This is a genomic window from Candidatus Enterococcus murrayae (assembly GCF_017315985.1).
In the GTDB taxonomy this organism is placed as follows: Bacteria; Bacillota; Bacilli; order Lactobacillales; family Enterococcaceae; genus Enterococcus_A; species Enterococcus_A murrayae.
In genome coordinates, this window is sequence record NZ_JAFLVR010000035.1 from 128,927 (window position 1) to 148,416 (window position 19,490).

The 19,490-nt window shown below is 39.3% G+C and carries 22 protein-coding genes; 3 read left to right on the forward strand and 19 right to left on the reverse strand.

What is annotated here, in order from left to right; translation table 11 throughout:
- Positions 1 to 11: 11 nt before the first annotated feature.
- From atpA to JZO85_RS15370, 15 genes are all read right to left on the reverse strand, one after another.
- Positions 12 to 1,538 carry a F0F1 ATP synthase subunit alpha gene (gene atpA, locus JZO85_RS15300; RefSeq protein ID WP_207109387.1) on the reverse strand — a complete coding sequence of 509 codons (1,527 nt, stop codon included), beginning with the start codon at positions 1,536 to 1,538 and terminating at the stop codon, positions 12 to 14.
- A gap of 19 nt (positions 1,539 to 1,557) precedes the next feature.
- Positions 1,558 to 2,103: an ATP synthase F1 subunit delta gene (atpH, locus tag JZO85_RS15305; RefSeq protein ID WP_207109388.1), complete on the reverse strand. Its 546-nt coding sequence runs from the start codon at positions 2,101 to 2,103 to the stop codon at positions 1,558 to 1,560.
- Positions 2,093 to 2,614, reverse strand: coding sequence for a F0F1 ATP synthase subunit B (gene atpF, locus JZO85_RS15310; RefSeq protein ID WP_207109389.1), 522 nt, complete (start codon positions 2,612 to 2,614; stop codon positions 2,093 to 2,095). Before atpF ends, atpH begins: the two co-directional genes overlap by 11 nt.
- Before the next feature lie 96 nt (positions 2,615 to 2,710).
- Entirely contained in the window at positions 2,711 to 2,926 is a 216-nt protein-coding gene (atpE, locus tag JZO85_RS15315; protein WP_010746753.1) for an ATP synthase F0 subunit C, read from the reverse strand.
- 33 nt (positions 2,927 to 2,959) lie between these two features.
- A complete protein-coding gene (gene atpB, locus JZO85_RS15320) occupies positions 2,960 to 3,673 on the reverse strand; it encodes a F0F1 ATP synthase subunit A (protein WP_207109390.1) in 714 nt (237 codons plus the stop codon).
- 288 nt (positions 3,674 to 3,961) lie between these two features.
- Positions 3,962 to 4,426 carry an SsrA-binding protein SmpB gene (gene smpB, locus JZO85_RS15325; RefSeq protein ID WP_207109391.1) on the reverse strand — a complete coding sequence of 155 codons (465 nt, stop codon included), beginning with the start codon at positions 4,424 to 4,426 and terminating at the stop codon, positions 3,962 to 3,964.
- Position 4,427: 1 nt separating this feature from the next.
- Positions 4,428 to 6,803, reverse strand: a complete 2,376-nt coding sequence (gene rnr, locus JZO85_RS15330; RefSeq protein ID WP_207109392.1) for a ribonuclease R — start codon at positions 6,801 to 6,803, stop codon at positions 4,428 to 4,430.
- Positions 6,784 to 7,548, reverse strand: coding sequence for an alpha/beta hydrolase (locus JZO85_RS15335; RefSeq protein WP_207109393.1), 765 nt, complete (start codon positions 7,546 to 7,548; stop codon positions 6,784 to 6,786). The genes rnr and JZO85_RS15335 overlap by 20 nt, the downstream gene beginning before the upstream one ends.
- Positions 7,549 to 7,773: 225 nt before the next feature.
- A complete protein-coding gene (gene secG, locus JZO85_RS15340; protein ID WP_207109394.1) occupies positions 7,774 to 8,010 on the reverse strand; it encodes a preprotein translocase subunit SecG in 237 nt (78 codons plus the stop codon).
- 80 nt (positions 8,011 to 8,090) lie between these two features.
- On the reverse strand, positions 8,091 to 8,366 hold the full coding sequence (locus tag JZO85_RS15345) for a GNAT family N-acetyltransferase (RefSeq protein ID WP_207109395.1): 276 nt from the start codon (positions 8,364 to 8,366) through the stop codon (positions 8,091 to 8,093).
- 40 nt (positions 8,367 to 8,406) lie between these two features.
- A complete protein-coding gene (locus JZO85_RS15350; protein ID WP_207109396.1) occupies positions 8,407 to 8,673 on the reverse strand; it encodes a (4Fe-4S)-binding protein in 267 nt (88 codons plus the stop codon).
- A 66-nt stretch (positions 8,674 to 8,739) separates the two neighbouring features.
- A complete protein-coding gene (locus tag JZO85_RS15355) occupies positions 8,740 to 9,075 on the reverse strand; it encodes a hypothetical protein (RefSeq protein WP_207109397.1) in 336 nt (111 codons plus the stop codon).
- Positions 9,062 to 9,574: a gamma carbonic anhydrase family protein gene (locus JZO85_RS15360; RefSeq protein ID WP_207109398.1), complete on the reverse strand. Its 513-nt coding sequence runs from the start codon at positions 9,572 to 9,574 to the stop codon at positions 9,062 to 9,064. Before JZO85_RS15360 ends, JZO85_RS15355 begins: the two co-directional genes overlap by 14 nt.
- Positions 9,575 to 9,710: 136 nt before the next feature.
- A complete protein-coding gene (locus JZO85_RS15365; protein ID WP_207109399.1) occupies positions 9,711 to 11,471 on the reverse strand; it encodes an ABC transporter ATP-binding protein in 1,761 nt (586 codons plus the stop codon).
- Positions 11,468 to 13,198, reverse strand: coding sequence for an ABC transporter ATP-binding protein (locus tag JZO85_RS15370; RefSeq protein ID WP_207109400.1), 1,731 nt, complete (start codon positions 13,196 to 13,198; stop codon positions 11,468 to 11,470). The genes JZO85_RS15365 and JZO85_RS15370 overlap by 4 nt, the downstream gene beginning before the upstream one ends.
- Before the next feature lie 360 nt (positions 13,199 to 13,558).
- Here JZO85_RS15370 and JZO85_RS15375 point away from each other — a divergent pair, with 360 nt between their 5' ends.
- From JZO85_RS15375 to JZO85_RS15385, 3 genes are all read left to right on the forward strand, one after another.
- A complete protein-coding gene (locus tag JZO85_RS15375) occupies positions 13,559 to 13,771 on the forward strand; it encodes a DNA-directed RNA polymerase subunit epsilon (RefSeq protein WP_207109401.1) in 213 nt (70 codons plus the stop codon).
- A 1-nt stretch (position 13,772) separates the two neighbouring features.
- Positions 13,773 to 15,449, forward strand: a complete 1,677-nt coding sequence (rnjA, locus tag JZO85_RS15380) for a ribonuclease J1 (protein ID WP_207109402.1) — start codon at positions 13,773 to 13,775, stop codon at positions 15,447 to 15,449.
- Between the two features lie 245 nt (positions 15,450 to 15,694).
- Positions 15,695 to 16,198, forward strand: a complete 504-nt coding sequence (locus tag JZO85_RS15385) for a TetR/AcrR family transcriptional regulator (RefSeq protein WP_207109403.1) — start codon at positions 15,695 to 15,697, stop codon at positions 16,196 to 16,198.
- A gap of 91 nt (positions 16,199 to 16,289) precedes the next feature.
- Here the strand turns inward: JZO85_RS15385 and JZO85_RS15390 are convergent, their stop codons facing one another.
- The 4 genes from JZO85_RS15390 to JZO85_RS15405 form a co-directional block, all read right to left on the reverse strand.
- A complete protein-coding gene (locus tag JZO85_RS15390; RefSeq protein ID WP_010781607.1) occupies positions 16,290 to 16,490 on the reverse strand; it encodes a cold-shock protein in 201 nt (66 codons plus the stop codon).
- A 151-nt stretch (positions 16,491 to 16,641) separates the two neighbouring features.
- The gene (radC, locus tag JZO85_RS15395; RefSeq protein WP_207109404.1) at positions 16,642 to 17,331 is read right to left on the reverse strand and encodes a RadC family protein; all 690 of its coding nucleotides are present in this window, start codon (positions 17,329 to 17,331) and stop codon (positions 16,642 to 16,644) included.
- Positions 17,332 to 17,380: 49 nt separating this feature from the next.
- The gene (locus tag JZO85_RS15400) at positions 17,381 to 18,040 is read right to left on the reverse strand and encodes an HAD family hydrolase (protein WP_207109405.1); all 660 of its coding nucleotides are present in this window, start codon (positions 18,038 to 18,040) and stop codon (positions 17,381 to 17,383) included.
- Positions 18,027 to 19,355, reverse strand: coding sequence for a bifunctional folylpolyglutamate synthase/dihydrofolate synthase (locus JZO85_RS15405; protein ID WP_207109406.1), 1,329 nt, complete (start codon positions 19,353 to 19,355; stop codon positions 18,027 to 18,029). Before JZO85_RS15405 ends, JZO85_RS15400 begins: the two co-directional genes overlap by 14 nt.
- Positions 19,356 to 19,490 lie beyond the last annotated feature (135 nt).

The following is a 19,490-nucleotide window of genomic DNA, read 5'->3' on the forward strand; positions in this document are numbered from 1 at the left end:
TCTCACCTCGATTATGCTTTTTCTTGGTTAGCTGCGGAAGCGTCAAAAATATCTTTAAATTCTTGAATTGCTTCATCTAATTTATCTGTATCTGGTAAATCTTTCGTGTCGCGGATTGTCGCAAACATGTTTGAATGATTTGTTTCCAGATATTCAAATAATTGTGCCTCAAAATCTAAAATACTGTTAACTGGAATACTGTCAAGCACACCATGAGTCAAGGCATAAAGAATCACAACTTGTTTTTCAACAGGAAGCGGATCATGCAATTTTTGTTTCAGTACTTCAACTGTTCGGCGTCCACGATTCAACTTTGCTTGAGTAGCAGCATCTAAATCAGAGCCGAATTGGGTGAAGGCTTCTAATTCACGATAGCTGGCAAGATCTAAACGAAGAGTTCCGGCAACTTTTTTCATCGCTTTGATTTGTGCGGAACCACCAACCCGTGATACAGATAGACCTGCATCAACGGCTGGGCGAATACCAGCATAGAACAAATCATTTTCTAGGAAGATTTGTCCATCAGTGATCGAGATTACGTTAGTAGGAATATACGCAGATATATCTCCAGCCTGTGTTTCTACGAATGGCAAGGCAGTTAATGAACCGCCGCCTAATTCATCAGAAAGTTTTGCTGCACGTTCTAATAGACGTGAATGCAAATAGAAAACATCCCCTGGATAAGCTTCACGACCTGGCGGACGACGTAATAGTAAGGAAAGTTCACGATAAGCAACGGCTTGTTTTGATAAATCATCAAAAACAACCAATACATGTTTGCCGTTGTACATGAATTCTTCACCCATCGCAGTTCCAGCGTAAGGCGCAATAAATAATAGCGGTGCAGGTTGAGATGCACCAGCTGTTACAACGATGGTATAATCCATAGCACCAAATTTACGAAGTGTTTCTACTTGTGAGCGTACAGTAGACTCTTTTTGACCGATAGCAACATAGATACAAATCATATCTTGACCTTTTTGGTTGATGATCGTATCAATCGCAATTGACGTTTTACCAGTTTTACGATCGCCAATTACTAATTCTCGTTGGCCGCGACCAATTGGAACAAGGGCATCAATGGCTTTTAAGCCAGTTTGCATTGGCTCTGAAACTGATTTACGTTGCATTACGCCAGGAGCCATAGCTTCGACTGGGCGTGTTTTACTCGTTTCGATCGGCCCCATTCCATCAATCGGTTGGCCTAATGGATTGACCACACGACCGATCATGTTATCGCCAACCGGCACTTCCATGATTTTACCTGTACGTTTTACTTTATCTCCTTCTCGAATGGACTCAAATTCACCTAGAACAATGATACCGACATCATTGCTTTCTAAGTTTTGTGCCATTCCGTAAGAGCCGTTAGAAAACTCTAAAAGTTCTCCACTCATTGCATTTTCTAACCCATGAGCACGGGCAATCCCATCCCCAACGTAAGTAACTGTTCCTATTTCTTCAACAGACAGTTTATTGTCATAATTTTGAATCTGTTCTTTGATTAAAGCACTGATTTCTTCTGCTTTGATGGCCATTCATTTCACCTCTTCTTCTCTACTTTTTACTAAGTGCTGCTCGTAGACCATTTAATTGGCTGGCGAGGCTGCCGTCGATCACTTGATGATCGGCTTCAACAATGACACCGCCGAGAATTGATTCATCAATTAACGGGGTTAGCGTGGCCTTCTGGTAGCCAAAAACATCAGCGACTTTTGCTTCAAGTTCTTGTTTCTTTTCTTGAGAGAGCGGCACAGCCGTGGTGACTGTTCCGTGTGCGATTTTATTTAATTCATCATAGCGATGTTCAAACTCTTCAATCATAAAGGGCAAATCATCGCTTCGATTGTATTCAAAGACAACTAACAGAAAGTTTTTGACAATGCCGTCAAAACCACCAGTGAAAGCATCCATAATCGCTTTCTTTTCGGCACTTTCTAAACGAACGTCAGTCAAAATATTTCCTAAATCGGGTATTTCTTTACAGATTTCCCGAATTGTCAATAACTCTTGATAAACGGCATCGGCAGCTTCATTTTCGATCGCCAATTCAAACAAAGCTTTTCCGTAACGTTTACCAACAGTATATTTATCAAGCTTCATGCTTCGTATTACCTAACTTATCCATATAGTTATTGATCAAATCTTGATGAGCATCTTGTGACAGCTCTTTGCTCAAGATTTTTTCTGCGATTTGTAGAGAAAGTGTTGCCACATCATCTTTGACAGAAGTCAATGCATTTTCGCGTTCATCCTTGATTTCCGCTTGTGCACGATCTTTTAGACGAGTCACTTCTTCTTTTGTATCCTTGATGATGTTTTGACGGCTCAACTCGCCACTTTCTTTCGCATTTTTAATGATATCTGCCGCATCACTACGAGAACTAGCCAACTGAGTCTCACGTTCTTTTTCCAACTCAGCCGCCTTGATCCGAGATTGTTCGGCAGAATCTAGATCATTGGCGATCTTATCTTCACGTTTTTTCAGGATATCTTGAACTGCACCCCACGCGAATTTTTTTAATAATGCCATTAGGATGACAAAAGCTCCTGTAACGGCGATTAAATTACCGAGTGTTGTATTGACAGCCTCAGCAATAACTAGATTCAGCATACTCGGTCTTCCTTTCTGTTCTTTCTCATTTAAAAGAACCGCCAAACGGTCCTTTCACTCACCCTTGGGATGAGTCGCAATAAAAAAGCATTATTATTAACCTTGGAAAACCATCAACATACCAAGTACAACACCTAGAATTGGCACAGCTTCGATTAGACCAACACCGATAAACATTGTTGAACGAATTTGTCCTGACATTTCTGGTTGACGTGCCATTGATTCAATTGCTTTTGAGATTACTTGTCCATTACCATAACCAGCCCCAATTGCGGCTCCCATGATTGCGATTCCTGCACCGATAAAGTTCATAATAAATTTCCTCCTAAAAGTATGTTAATTTTTTTATTCTACCTCGATTTTATGACTGATATAAACCATCGATAGAGTTGTGAAAACAAAAGCTTGGATACTACCAATAAATAATGAGAATGCGATCCAAATCATTTCAAGCGGAATAGCGAATGGTAAAGTCCACCATCCTGCGCTGGTAACCATGCTTGCGATCAGCGAAAGCAATACCTCACCTGCAAAAATGTTCCCGTAAAGACGTAGTCCCAACGTAATAACATTTGTAAATTCTTCCATCAACTTAATAGGAAATAATCCTGCTGGTGTGAAGAAAGAATTTTTGATGTAACCACCTAGGCCCAGTTTTTCTGTTCCTAAGTAATTGGCTAAGACCAATACAAGTAAGGCCAATCCCATTGTTACAAAAGGATTTGCTGTTGGACTCTTCCAAAAAGTTACCTCATCACCTGTAACGATCTTTGTGACCAGTCCAATTTGATTTGCTACAAAAATAAATAAGAACAACGTAAATGAGAACAAACTAAAATTTCTGACTTCTTTACGAGGCATGTTGTCGCCAACAATGTTCGTAGTAAAATCAATGACCCACTCAATTGCGTTTTGCTTTCCTTTGGGCTTCAATGATAGATTGCGTGTAAACGCAAAAACAAGGAAAAAGACAATCACACATGTCAAAATAATCATTGTTGTTACCGTACCATCAAACCATATGGGGCCAATATGGAAAACCCAAGATTTTTCATCCAATTCAGTTCACCTCTCTTCCCAGCGACTCGTGTCAGCTCGTGCCTGCCTAGCGCTGCTCCTCAAAATACTATCGTATGTTACCACCAGAGAAAGAAAATTTCAAAGAATTTTCCTAAAAATTTTCGAATAACTCAGAGACATTTTCTCTAACGTTATTTTATCCCTGACTATACGCCTTAATTAGCTGGTTTTGCCCACAAAAAGGCTAGTATAGATTGTAACTAATCGTATCAAAATCCATTGTGAAGTAAAGAAATTGTCACCAAATATGCGAAAAAGAATATTTTGCTAACGTGAATAGTTTTTCAGTGTTCGGCTGATTTGCCGATCTACATCTTTACGTTTCAAACTTTCTCTTTTATCGTATTGATGTTTCCCTTTCGCGACGCCAATCAAAACCTTCGCATATCCATCTTTTAAATAAACTTTCAATGGCACTAATGTGATTCCAGCATTTTTAACTTCACCAGTCAAACGAGCAATTTGTTTTTTATGCATCAATAATTTACGTGTTCGTACAGGATCATGGTTGAAAATATTTCCTTGTTCGTAAGGACTGATATGAACATTGTATAAAAACGCCTCGCCATTTCGAATTCGAGCAAACCCGTCTTTCAAATTAATACGGCTATTCCGAATTGATTTGATTTCAGTCCCTTGCAAAACGATTCCAGCTTCAATCGTATCAATAATCGTATAATCATGACGTGCTTTTTTATTTTGTGCTACTAATTTACCCTCGCCTTTTGGCATGCTATCCCTTCTTTCTTCCAGACTTTTTCTTTTTAGTAACCGACTTATAAAAAGGCTTCTTGCCTTTTTTCTTTTTCTTCTCTTTTCCACCTTTAGAACGATCTGCTTTTTTAGATTGGTACTTGGCAGAATCCTTATTATTTTTTCTTCCACCGTTTGGTTTACGACGTTGATTAAGACGATCGTTTTTCGGTACTTCCAAAGGAGGCAGTTCTTCTGCTTCTAACAATTCAAAATCTATTTCTCGAGTTTCTGGATCTGCCTTAGTGACCCTTATTCGTACTTTCTGCCCAATTTTAAAGGTTTGGCGAGTTCGTTCTCCAACTAACGCTAGTTGATTTTCAACGAAGTGGAAATAATCCTGCTTCAATTCATTTAAGTGGATCATACCTTCTACCGTGTTTGGTAACTCGATGAAAATACCAAACTTGGCAACAGAACTAATAATACCGTCAAACTCCTCACCGACTTTTTCAGCCATAAATTCGGCCTTTTTCATACTATCGACTTCACGCTCTGCTTCTACAGATCTTCGCTCCATTTTCGAACTGTGATCAGCGATTTCAGGTAAATCTTCTGCCCATTTCTCTTTTGTCGCATCGCTTTGATCTTGCTCGTAATTTCGAATCAATCGATGGACGATCAAATCAGGATAGCGGCGAATCGGGGAAGTGAAATGAGTATAGTATTCGGCTGCCAAGCCATAATGACCATAATTGTCTTCAGAGTAGCGCGCTTGCTGCATACTTCGCAACAACATTGTGTTGATTACTGCTGCTTCTGGTTTATCTTCTACATCATAGATTACTTGCTGTAAATCTTTCGGAGTGATCGTATTCTTAGTGCCTTTCACTAGAATACCTAGCGCTGCTGCAAAATCAAAAAAACGCTGCATCTTTTCTTCTTTTGGTTGCTCGTGTATTCGATAAATAAATGGTAGTTTTAGACGATTAAAGTGTTCAGCAACGGTTTCGTTTGCAGCCAACATAAAGGACTCAATCAATCGTTCGCCAACACCACGTTCGCGCAGTTCAATATCCACTGGATGTCCTGCAGAATCCACAATAATTTTTGCTTCACGATCTTCAAAATTGATTGCTCCTCGACGTTTTCGCCGCAATTCAAGAATTTGATGGAGTTCCTTCATCAAGTGAAACATCGGAACTAAATCCTGATACCTTTTGATTGTCTCTGAATCCTCTTCCTCCAGAATTGCGTTAACAGCAGAGTAAGTCATACGTTCACTCGTTTGAATGACACTTTGAAATATCTCATGATGTAGGATCGCACCATTGGGTTCAATCTCCATCTCACAACTCATTGTCAGTCGTGGGACCTGTGGATTTAGAGAACAAATACCATTAGATAGTCGTTGTGGAATCATTGGAATCACACGATCTGTCAAATAGACGCTTGTACCTCGTTCGAATGCCTCTTTATCTAATATGCTATTTTCAGTTACATAGTAGGAAACATCTGCGATATGTACACCCAAGAAATAATTTCCATTATCTAACTTCCGAACTGTTACCGCATCATCTAGGTCTTTCGCATCCGCGCCATCAATCGTAATGATTTGCTGATCACGTAAATCACGACGACCAATTAAATCAGATTCTACAATTTTATCAGGTACTTGTTCCGATGCAAGCTGAACTTCTTCCGAGAATTGAGTTGGAATTCCCTGTGCAATCACAATCGATAAAATATCCATACCCGGGTCGTTCTTGTGACCGATTACTTTAGTGACCAAACCTTCCAAGCTCATTGCATAACCTTTTTCCGGATAATGAGTAATCTCAACGATAACGATGCTTCCATCGACCGGCTGAATCCCTTCTGCTACAATAAAGACTTTAAATTGCGCATTTTTTTTATCTTTTGGAATCACATAACCAAACAAATCAGTCTCTGCTATCTCATCGACATCAAAAGCAGTGAACTCGCCAACGATTTGTTGAATCTTGCGTTCTTTAATAGAAACAACTCGTCCCTCAGCCCCTCGATCAGAAAACAGATCCGCGTTCTTCTGGATATCGATCATAACGATATCTCCATCCATCGCAAAGTTTGTCTCTTCTTTTGGAATGAAAACATCCGCCTCTTCTGGATCAATCGTCACAAAACCAAATCCGCGCTCATTGCGTCGAAAAATCCCTTCTACTTCAATCGGTTGGAACGGTAATTTAATTCGTCCCTTTTTATTAAACTCTAATGCTTTTTCTCGCTCCAGCTGTGCTACAGTTTTGACCAATAATTTGAAATCGTCACTTTTTTGCATATCCAAAATTTCTGCTAATTCTTCCATTGAAAGGCTTTTTTTATTGGTCGCTTTCAATCCAGCCAATATTTCTGTTTTAATTGTTTTTCTCTCCATTTTTTTCTCTCCAGCCAAGACTAGCTAAGAAATCTGCCACGTCTTGTTCTAATTGTCTTCTTTCGGGTCCTATGGTAATCACATGACCACTGTTTGGGTACCAGTTTAAGGTAAAGGAAGTCTGCTGTAAACGCGCTGCTGTTTGAAAGACCCCTTTTGCTTCAATCATTTCATCCTGACCTGCTTGAGCCATAAAAAAAGGACGATTAATTTTGGCTAAATTTTCATAAGCGATATGAGCCTGTTCCTCGATCATTGCTAATTGCTGTTCTACTAAGGGGCGGTAACCTTCAATTCTTTCTTTTGTCACCGAGGCATCGTTCCGCTCCATGACTTGTTTAGCATACAACAGAAAATTTTCTGTCACGTTGGTTTTAACAGGTGCAATAGGTGAACAGAAAAAGCCGCCTCCTACAAAGCTGTCAGGCATTGCACTCAATAATCGAGTTGCATAGGTTCCACCCATTGAAAGTCCTAAAACTGCAATATCTTTATATCCTTGCGACTGTAAAAAGTCTACAGCTTTTTTACAGTCTTGCCACCATTGATCAGAAGTCTCCTGCAAGATATCCATTGGATTCAATGTCCCATGTCCTGTGAAAAGCGGAGCATAAATCGTGTAATTCAATTTCTCTAAAAAGCGCGCCAGCATCCGCACATCATTGGGACTGCCCGAATAAGCGTGTAAAAGTAGAACCGCTCGTTTTCCATGGGGTAAAAACAACGACTCAGGTGCTTGATTCATTTTTCCTTCACTCCTCATTGTATCGTTCTGCTGAACTCACCATGTAATAAAGCAAACATAAAGTCCTTTTTATGGATTATAGCTTCTTATTTCCTTTACATACATACTAACTATTAGTCTGTATAAAGTAAGTTCAATAGAACCTCTAGCTCTGTACTCACTTAAAGTGTACTTGATTTAGTACAAATACAAAATAAAAAAGACCTCTCGCTTGAGAGGTCGGTTTTATTTGCTTGATAAAAACATTAATGCGAAGAGCAAAATCATCCAGATCGCACCTAAAACGGCGGTTGATCGTTGCATCACAGCCTCAAAGCCGCGTGCCTTTTGCTTTCCGAACAATTGATCTGCGCCACCAGTAAAAGCACTTGCAGCACTATTTTGTTTGCTAGGTTGCATCATGATCGTTATAACTATAATCACTGACAAAACTAAGATAACGCCCAAAATAAAATTATACAAAAGATGATCCTCCTTATTTCCAAACTACCTCATTTTTTACTTTAGCACAATTGAAGTCATTTGACTAGAGAAGTCCAAACTTATTTTCTTAAAACATCTGCATATTCTGGTTTTTCCTCAAACTCTTTTTTGGCAAACGGGCACAGTGGAATGATCTTTTTGCCTTCGTTTCGAGCTTTTTCTACACCTGCAGCGACTAATTTTTCTGCTAACCCTTGACCACGATAAGTGGGATCAACAAATGTGTGATCGATGATCATGATTTCTGAACCAGCGTTGGACCAAGTCATTTCTCCAGCTTCTTCATTTGTGTCGTTCAATAAGACAAAACGTTCTTTTTCTTCTTTAATTTCCATAATGATTCCCCTTAAATTAAATTATTCATTAAAAGTTTATTTACTTTTTGATGACATACTTCAACGCACCGCTTGGACATGTATTTACAACATAGCTGGCATTCTCGACACTGCCATTATCAGGAATAATCCATGGTCTGCGGCCCACCTCAAAAATTTCTGGGTTTCCTCGTACACAATTCCCAATGTGCGCGCAAATATCTTTATTATAATAAATATCAATGCCCTCACCATGATATTTACGGTACCCTTGGGTTAATAATTCGTCCTCATTTACTGGTTCTTGATCAAATTTACTTCCGTCCATTTTTTACCACTTCCTTTAAGTAAGATTATAATGGGAATCATAAAAAAATTACACTAAAGCGTCTTGTTAAGCTAATAGATCGAGGAGTGTCTGCATCGCTTGATGAGCCTCCCCTTGATCTGGAAAATTCAGTACAAACGTTCGACCCCCGACGGTCTCTATAACTAATTCAAATATTCCCGACTGTTGTCTGATTGAGAACGGCTTCAGACTATCCGTAGTATAATAGACATTTCGTGGTGTTTTTGTTAACTTATCCTCTTCTAATACATGAAGACCACGTTGAGAGAAAATCAAAAGATGCTCCCCTTGGTCTTCATAAATGGCCAATTGATTTAACCCGTCATCAGGAAATAATGCTCTCAATTGTGCCTGCAATAACAAAAAACTAGTTTCCTTCATAGTCATCTCCCTTCGAATGGAACGAAGGTATTTCATTCTTTAAATATGCCTGTCCTAATTCATAATAATGTTCAGCATTCATTCGATTTTTTTCGATCTCTTCTGGCGTTAATTGACGAATCACACGCGCTGGAGAACCAAAAGCTAGCGAGTTGTCAGGAATAATTGTTCCTTCTGTTACTAATGAACCTGCACCGATCAAACTATTTTTCCCAATCTTTGCGTGGTTCAAAACGGTTGCTCCCATTCCTATCAACGCACCGGAATGTATCGTGCAGCCATGAATAATACAAGCGTGTCCAATTGTCACATAGTCTTCAATTACTGTCGACGCATCATGATCAACATGTACAATCGTACCATCCTGTATATTGCTCATTTTACCTATGGAAATAGTGTTGCTGTCACCTCGCAAAACACTTTGAAACCAAATTGTTGACCCTTCTCCTAACGTTACCCTTCCAAAGACATCAGCACTATTTGCAATAAAATTTGTCATTTTTTTCTCCTCACTCAACTACACATTAAAAAATTTGTTCCTCTTCTAGATAAGTATAGCATTTATCCAGCATCTCTTCCTTACCTGTCAACACAATGACAAAAAGAACAGCACTGGCTGTGCTGTTCTCAAAACTCTATTCTGTTTCTTCCATAAATTGGCTATTGTAAAGCTGCTCATAGAAGCCGCCCTGCGCTAACAATTCATCATGTGTACCATGTTCAATAATTTGTCCATCACGCATCACCAAGATATGATCTGCATCACGAATAGTTGATAGGCGATGAGCAATTACAAAACTTGTCCGTCCTTCCATCACACGGTCCATCGCTTTTTGAATCAATCCTTCTAATCGTGTATCAACTGAACTTGTTGCTTCGTCTAAAATTAAAATCTTAGGATCAGAAATAATTGCCCGCGCGATCGTCAGCAGCTGTTTCTGCCCCAGAGAAACATTATTCCCCTCTGAATTAATCTCCATCTCATAGCCGCTTGGCATCGTTCGGATGAAGTGATCGACATTTGCAGTTTTCGCTGCATCGACAACTTCATAATCAGTTGCTTCCAAACGCCCAAAACGAATATTGTCACCAATCGTTCCTTCATATAGCCAAGCATCCTGCAAAACCATACCGAATAATGACCGGACATCTGAACGATTCATCTCTTGTGTATTCACGCCGTCAATTAAAATTTTACCACTGTTGATATCATAGAAACGCATTAACAAATTAATCAATGTCGTCTTTCCAGCACCAGTCGGTCCTACGATTGCAACAGTTTCTCCAGCTTTAACTTCGAAGCTTAAATCTTCAATCAGCGGTTTCTTTGGATCATAGCTGAATTTTACATGATCAAAGACCACATTACCTTGTACTGGCTCTGGCAATGGCAAATCTTGATCATTTAGTTCCTCTTCCGGTTCATCTAAAATTTCAAAAACCCGCTTTGCCGAAGCTGACGCACTTTGAATCATCGATGACAACTGAGTGATTTCTCCCATTGGTTGGCTGACTTGCCAAATGTATTGAATGAAGGCTTGCAGCTGTCCGACCAAGATTACACCATGAATTACGTTCCAACTTCCTAAAATAGCCATCGCAATATAAGTCGCATAAGCGGTTAATTGAACTAGCGGCTGCATCAAACTTGAAACAAACGAAGCACGGAAACCAAAACGACGCAATTTATGGTTAACTTCGCTAAAACCGGCTAAAGTTTCTTGCTCACGTCCGTATAATTTTAAAATACTGAAGCCGGTCATATTTTCTTGTACAAAACCATTCAGTTCACCGAGTGAATTTTGCATTCCTTGGAAATCCTGTTGTGATACCTGAACGATTTTTCTAGAGATGACTATAGATAATGGAATCATAATCATAGAAATAACCGCCATCATAGGATTGATATACAACATCATGGCCACTGCCAGCAGGATTCCTAGAACAGCATTAATTGATTTAATGATCGCTTGCTGCATCGCGTTGCTTACAGCATCTACATCGTTCGTAACACGTGATAAAATATTTCCTTGCTGATTACGATCAAAATAAGAAACTGGCAAACGATTGATCTTCGCCTCGATGTCTTCTCTCAAATCTCGCATTGCTGATTGAACGACATTCGCCATCAACCAACCCGTTCCTAACTGGGTTCCACAATAAGCTATGCCCACAATTACGATCACGATCAGCCATTTAAACACATAATCAAAATTAATCGATTCACCCTGTGCGATATTTTTACTGACTTCTGTGGTAGGTAATCCTGTTAAATAAGGCATCCAGGTTCCCAAAATCAAAGTTCCTATAGCCAATATTAAAACCAAAATAAAAGTTTTTTTATAAGGATTGATATAATGCATCAAACGCTTTAAAGAAGAAGTGTACTTTCTCATGCCAATTCCTCCTCCGATAACTGTGATGCGGCAATGTCATAGTAAATCGGACAATTTTCTAGCAACTCTCGGTGTGTACCGATACCTACGACATCTCCCTCGTTTAAGACAACGATTTTATCTGCATGCATGATCGTTCCAACACGTTGTGCAACGATTAAAACAGCGGACTCAGTTGTTTCCTTTTTTAATCGAGCTCGTAATTTTGCATCTGTCTGATAATCCAATGCCGAGAAGCTATCATCAAAGATGTAAATCTCTGGGCGGCGAATCACTGCACGAGCGATTGCCAGTCGTTGTTTTTGTCCGCCAGAAAAATTACTGCCGCCTTCTGATAATTCTTCTTGGTAACCATTTGGTTTTTGAGCGATAAAGTCCGCTGCTTGAGCAATTTCAGCAGCCAGCTCCATCTCTTCCTGGGTCGCATCTTTTTTCCCATAGCGCAAATTGTCCGCGATTGTTCCAGTAAACAATTGAGCCTTTTGAGGAATATAGCCGATTTTTTCTCGCAAATCTTTCAATCGATAATCTCGTACATCCTGTCCATCGACCAAAACTTGGCCTTCTGTCACATCATAGAATCGAGGAATCAATTGAATCAGAGTTGATTTTCCTGAACCCGTACTGCCGATGAATGCCACAGTCTCTCCTGGCTTGGCGGTGAAGCTGACATTGCGAATTACAGGACTTTCTGCATGGCCTGGATAAGCAAACGTCACATCTCGAAATTCCAATGAACTTTTTTCAGTCAGCTCTGCTGTTTTCTCAGGATTATCCTTAATCAAAGAATTCATATCAAAAACCTCTTGAATTCGCTGCGCAGAAACATTCGCCCGCGGATACATCATAAAGACCGTCGCAAAAAGCATAAATGAAAACAATGCATGAAAGATATATTCAATAAATGCGATCAAAGTCCCGACCGCTAAAGATCCATGACTAATCTGTACAGTCCCATTCCAAATAATTAATACCATCACGATATTAAATAGGAAGAAAAATCCTGGCTGAGCGACTGCCATCAAATGAAATAAACTTTTAGAGCTGTTTGTATAGGCATCGTTAACCAACCGGAAACGCTTCTCTTCAAACTTTTCGTTGACAAAAGCACGTATTACTCGTAAGCCCGAAAGATTTTCTCGAAGGATCCCGTTAATATTATCCAAGTTCTTTTGCTGCTTTGTCGATAATGGTTCGGAATATTTTGCTATCAATATAACTGCTAATAATAAAATCGGCAGCGATAACAAGACATAGATACCTAAACCAGGACTCGTACGCATTATCAAATACAAACTCATTCCAAACATCATCGGAGTCATAAATCCAGTAGTTAAAATATTTTGCATGAACAACATAATCTGATAAGCGTCATTTGTCGTCCTCGTAATTAAAGATGGCACACCAATTTGCTCATACTCTGAATGGGAGAAGGTTTGAACTTTTTCAAAAAGATCATCGCGAATAGCCGCAACCATTCTAGAGGTAATTTGAGAACTGAAGTAACGTAATGAAATGCTCATGATTATACCGATAACAGTAATTGCAATCATTATGATGCCCATCTTTTGTACATAGTTAAAATCATTATTTCCAATTCCTTTGTCGATCATCATAGCCAAAATCGTCGGCAACCCCAACTCAATCAAGATAAATCCGAAAACACTGATGAAATCAAACAATAATAGCTTTTTGTAGCGCAAGGTATACCGCAACATCAACTTCATTTTTTCTCGCCTCTCTCTATACCGTAATGACTCCAATATAGCATAAATAAAATACTTCTGTCTGCTCAGTAATTTGTTTTTTTATTTTTGTTTTTTGGACTTTCTGAAAATTTCTAAGGAATCCTCATTTCACTTCCTAGTTTCTATACTTCTTATTTATTCTGTGATAAACTACAAGTAATTGTTGTAAGAACAACCCAAAGAACGGTGAAATTGTTTTTTCAAGCAAGAAGCAAAGACGAGGCTTCTTCTTAACGCCTTAGCATGAGCTAAGATGTTGAGCATAAAAAAATAGGTGGCTGCCGCCCCTCATTTTGTCGTGGAAAAAATTGCTATTAAGCAAATAAAGGAGATAGATTCATGATTTACAAAGTTTATTATCAAGAAACCAAAGAACGCAACCCAAAACGTGAGCAGACACAGTCATTGTATGTAGAAGCAGACGGCGAAGAAATGGTGCACAACTTATTGCGCGAGAACACCCCATATAACGTGGAATATATCCAACTTTTAGAAGGCAATCATTTAGAATATGAAAAAGAAAATGCCGACTTCAAGTTAATGGAGTTCTAGCATGAAACTTTCGCTAAAAAACAATGAAACTGGTGTCTTTGCCATTGGTGGATTGGGCGAGATCGGAAAAAATATGTATGGGGTTCAATTCCAAGATGAGATCATCATCATCGATGCAGGAATAAAATTTCCAGAAGATGATCTATTAGGAATTGATTATGTCATTCCCGATTTCAGTTATGTAGTCCAAAATATCAACAAGGTAAAAGCACTTGTTATCACACATGGGCACGAAGACCATATCGGCGGTGTGCCTTATCTATTAAAGCAAGCGAATATCCCGATTTATGCAGGTGCGCTAGCTTTAGCACTGATTAAAAACAAATTGGATGAGCACGGATTATTACGTGATGCTGAATTGCATGAAATCGACGAAGATTCTGTGATTCGTTTTCGAAAAACATCTGTAAGTTTTTTCCGCACCACACATAGTATCCCTGATCCATTAGGTGTTGTTGTTAAAACACCTTCTGGGAATATTGTGGAAACTGGAGATTTCAAATTCGACTTCACGCCAGTAGGTCAGCCGGCAAACTTGCATCGTATGGCCAAACTTGGTGAAGAAGGCGTCCTATGCTTACTATCTGATAGTACTAATGCTGAAGTGCCCACCTTTACTAAATCCGAGCAAACGATTGGCCAATCGATCTTGCGCATCGTGGAAAAAGTCGACGGACGGATTATTTTCGCCACCTTCGCTTCTAATATTTCTCGTTTGCAACAAGCTGCTTCAGCTGCTGTTGCAACAGGACGAAAAATCGCGGTATTTGGCCGCAGTATGGAAAATGCGATCGTCAATGGCCAAAAATTAGGCTATATTACTGTTCCTGATGGCACATTTGTTGATGCTCATGAAATCAATAACTTGCCAGCTAATGAATTAATGATTTTATGTACAGGTTCTCAAGGTGAACCGATGGCCGCTCTTTCACGAATTGCTAATGGAACTCACCGACAAATACAGATTCAACCAGATGATACTGTGATTTTCTCAAGTTCGCCGATTCCTGGTAATACGACCAGTGTCAACCATTTGATTAATCTGCTATCAGAAGCCGGCGCTGAAGTTATTCATGGTAAAGTTAACAATATCCATACCTCTGGCCACGGTAGCCAACAAGAACAAAAATTGATGCTGCGCTTAATGAAACCAAAATATTTTGTTCCGATTCATGGCGAATTCCGCATGTTGAAAATCCATACAGGATTAGCACAAGATACTGGTGTTCCTGAAGAGAACTGCTTCATCATGGAAAATGGGGACATGCTTGCTTTAACAGCTGACAGCGCTCGTCGTGCTGGTCACTTTAATGCTAGCGATGTTTACGTTGATGGCAGCGGAATCGGTGATATTGGTAATGTTGTATTACGTGATCGCCGAATTCTTTCTGAGGAAGGATTAGTCTTAGCTGTCGCTACAGTGGATATTGATAAGAAAGAGATTCTAGCTGGTCCAGATATTTTGTCTCGTGGATTTGTTTACATGAGAGAGTCCGGTGAGATGATCAATGAAGGACAGCGAATTTTATTCCATGCGCTTCGTGAGGCGTTAAATGAAGCTGGATGTACTGAAGTAAAACTAAAAAATGCTATGGTAGCAGCATTACAACCATTCTTATTTGATCAAACAGAACGTCATCCGATGATTCTACCGATGATCATGACACCGGACAATTAACCAAAACATCTATCTGGAATCCAGATAGATGTTTTTTTATTTCATTGCAAAATTTATGGATTACTCTATCGTTTTTTTCAAATAACAAAATTTATGCAAAAAAAAATATTATTTTCCTGAAATTACCAAAAAATCGATTGACAAACAACTGGATTATTTGCACAATGAAAGTTAGTTAGAAGGAACAAATAACTATCACTAGTTATTTTAAAGTTTCTTGAATTTAGAATAAAGGAAGATAAACTATGGTAAGAACACAACGCGTGCAGCGAAGTCATATTATTGATGGTGCCTATCAACTGATCATTAATGAAGGCTTCAAAAAATTCCATGCTCGCAGTATCGCAAAACATATTGCTTGCTCGACCCAACCTATCTATCGTGAATTTGCCAATCTGGCTGAGTTGAAATCAGTTTTGACTAATCGCATCATAGTAAAATACCAAGATTTTTTAGAGGATCAAGAACCAAAATCATTGCAAGCACTATCGACAGCTATCACGAATTACGCAACAGATTATCCGGATGAATTCCATCGTTTTTTCTTGCAGGACTCTGATACAATCCAGCTAGTCAAACAAATAACAAGCGATGTTTTCGTAACCATCAAACCAGAAAAGAGCCACTCACTCTTTTTTGACTTTTTCTGGCAATACTGTATCGGCAAAGCTGCACTAGCCATCAATAACGACAATCATACTGACGGTCTAGAAGAAGATCAATTCTTTCAATTTTCTTTAGAAAATTAGCTTTTGGATAAGTATTTCAGAATGCCACTCTAATAGAATAAGTATGGAACAAAAAAAAGCCTTAGAGAAATTTCTCTAAGGCTTTGTCATTTTATTGCTTATTAACGTTAGCTGCTTGAGGTCCGCGATCGCTTTCTTCAACATCGAAAGTTACTGCTTGTCCTTCTTCTAATGTTTTGAAGCCGTCGCCTTGGATAGCTGAGAAATGTACGAATACATCGCTGCCATCTTCACGAGTGATGAAGCCAAATCCTTTTTCTGCGTTAAACCATTTTACTGTTCCGTTTTCCATGAATAAAATCCTCCTCGTGCCTAAGCACTTATTGATTGTAACATTGCCGGCCTACGAAAAGGGAAACATCTGTATACCAACTCGTATCTCAAACAAAATTACAATAATAGTTTAACACTGGTTTCAGCTTAGGCGCAAGGGTTTTCAATCGCTACTTTAAGTAATTTTCTTCACGTAAACTGAAATATTTGGTTTCTCCAACAATAATATGGTCTAATAACTCGATTCCCATCATCGCTCCGCACTCTTTGACACGTTCGGTAAAGTCCAAATCATTTTGCGAAGGAGTAGGATTTCCAGAGGGATGATTGTGCCCTAAAGCCACGCGCGCCGCGCTGATTCGTACGGCTTCTCGGAAAATTTCTCTTGGATGAGCAATGCTTTGATTCAAAGATCCAATAAAAATCGTCTTTTGCAAAATGATTTCATTTTTAGTATTTAAAAAAAATGCAACTAAATGTTCCTGCTGACAGTCCTTCAATTCAGAAATCAAAAGCTGACCTAATGAAAAGCTAGATTGAACTCTTCCTAATTTGGGCTGTAACGCTCGGTTGATCCGGTAGCCAAACTCCATCATCGCTTTAAGCTCAATCGCACGTGTCTCTCCAATTCCTTTAAATTGTTGAAGTTCCTGCAGTGTAGCGTGTTTTAAATCATAGAGCGCTGGATATTCGCGTAAGATATTTCCGGCTAACGACATCACATTCTGTTGGCGTGAGCCGCTCCGCAAAATAATCGCCAGTAATTCTTGATCAGATAAATGCTTCTCACCTTCTCGCAATAAGCGTTCTCGCGGCCAAGAACTTTCTGGCAGCTCCTGTAACAATAAACTCTTTTCCATAAAAAACTCCTTTACCTACTTTTCAATAAAGTACGCAAAGGAGTGTCTATTAATCCTCTAAAAAGTCAATCACCTCATGCAGAGAGGTGAAAACTGCTTCTGTCTTTTCTTTCAACTCATCAGTTGGTGGTAAAATATCCGGTACCATCACAACCGGAACCCCGGCACTGTCCGCAGCTAAAATTCCATTTTTTGAATCCTCTAGCACTAAGGCGTCAGCTCCGTCAACTCCTAATCGCTTAGCCGCAATCTCAAAAATTTCTGGATCAGGCTTAGCGAATTTCACATCCTCTGCCGATATGATATCAGAAAATTTATTCCTGATTCCTGCATTCTCCAGTAGAATTTCAATGACCGGACGGACATTGCTAGAAGCTACTACGCGTGGGATATCTTTTTCTTCCAAATAGGCTAGCAACTCATGAACTCCAGGTTTCAAATCAACATTGCCTGTTTTAAAACGGTCATGGGCCATTCCCCAGCTTTCGTCGATAAATTTTTGTACGGTCTCTTCACCATGATCGGCATACATCTTATGCAATTCTGCCCATACTTCTTCATCCGAAATTCCGATGAAGCGCGCATACGTCTCTGTTGTGAAAGGAATATCGTATTTATCCGCCACCACTAAATTTGCGTCGCAATAAATTGACTCTGTATCAAACAATAATCCATCCATGTCGAAAATAATTCCCTTAATCTTTTTCATTCGTACCTCCCAAGTTTAATAATAATTGACGTACTTCAGAAACGAAGTACAACGATCCCGTAATTAATAGTAAATCATCTGCCCCCATGTCCTCTAACAATTCGCCTAACCCAAACTGCCACAGTGAAACCACCTCAAAGCGACTGTCTGATTTATCAAATCGGCTGAGATCCAATGCTTTAGGATACTCAAATGTCGTTAAATAGATACGTACATTGGGAATACTGGAAAGCTTTGTCAACATTTGGTCAATGTCCTTTGTCTCCAATGCTGAAAAAAGTATTTTTATATTGTAATCACGAAACTCACGTTTTACATTTTCCACTAGACGTTCGATCGCATGACCGTTATGAGCACCATCCATTATAATTAAAGGTTCATCACTGATTTTTTCCATTCGTGCGGGCCATTGCGCCTTCGCTAACCCCTTTTGAATGGTTTTTTCTTCAAAAGGCAGCCCATGTTGTTCACAGTATAAATGAAAGAGCTCAATTGCAACCCCAGCATTTTCTACTTGGTGACGGCCCAATAATGGAACTTTTAGTGAAGAGAGTTTTCCTGCGTAATCTGTAAAATTGAACAACTCGCCCCACATTGCATCCGGTCGTAAATAATCAACCTGATATTCTTCACCGTAACGATAGATTTTTGCAGTTTCAGTTACCGCTTTTTCGACGATCTCAATCAATGGCCCTTTAGTGATTTTACCTGTTACTACTGGTATATTTTTCTTGATTATCCCCGCTTTTTGCTGCGCGATCTCATTTAGAGTGTCACCCAAGACTTCCATATGATCATATCCTATGGTAGTGATTGCTGTTAAGATCGGTTCAACTACATTTGTTGAGTCGAGTAAACCACCTAAGCCAACCTCAACAATAGCAATATCAACCTTCTCAGCCGCAAAATAATCAAGCATGACCGCCGTCAAAATCTCAAATTCGGTAATACCGTCGACTGCTGAATCTTGGTCCAACTCAGTAACGATTGGTTGATACTTTTCTACATAATGGATCAATGCTGCATCTGAGATTGGCTTTGTATCAATGGCAATCCGTTCATTAAAATCTTCAATATATGGTGAAGTGAAGCTGCCTACGGTTATACCCGCTTCTATCAAAATGCTGCGCAAATAGGCAACGGTTGATCCTTTGCCATTTGTCCCAGCGATATGGATCACCGGTACTTTTTTTTCAGGATTATCCACTTTATTCAATAAGGCCTGGATACGATCTAAACCCGGACGTGACCCAAATTTTTTCCGACTGTGAATCCAAGCGATTGCTTCTGTTATTGTCAAAATTATTCGCCTCATTTACATCAATTTTGCCTGCCTCTAGTATAGCAAAAATTGTCAAAGAAAGATTGCTGTGTGCTGACGAAATCCTTCAAAAGGAATAAATAGTTCAGATTTCATTCTTATTGATCAGAAAAAAACAGGTACAGCTTT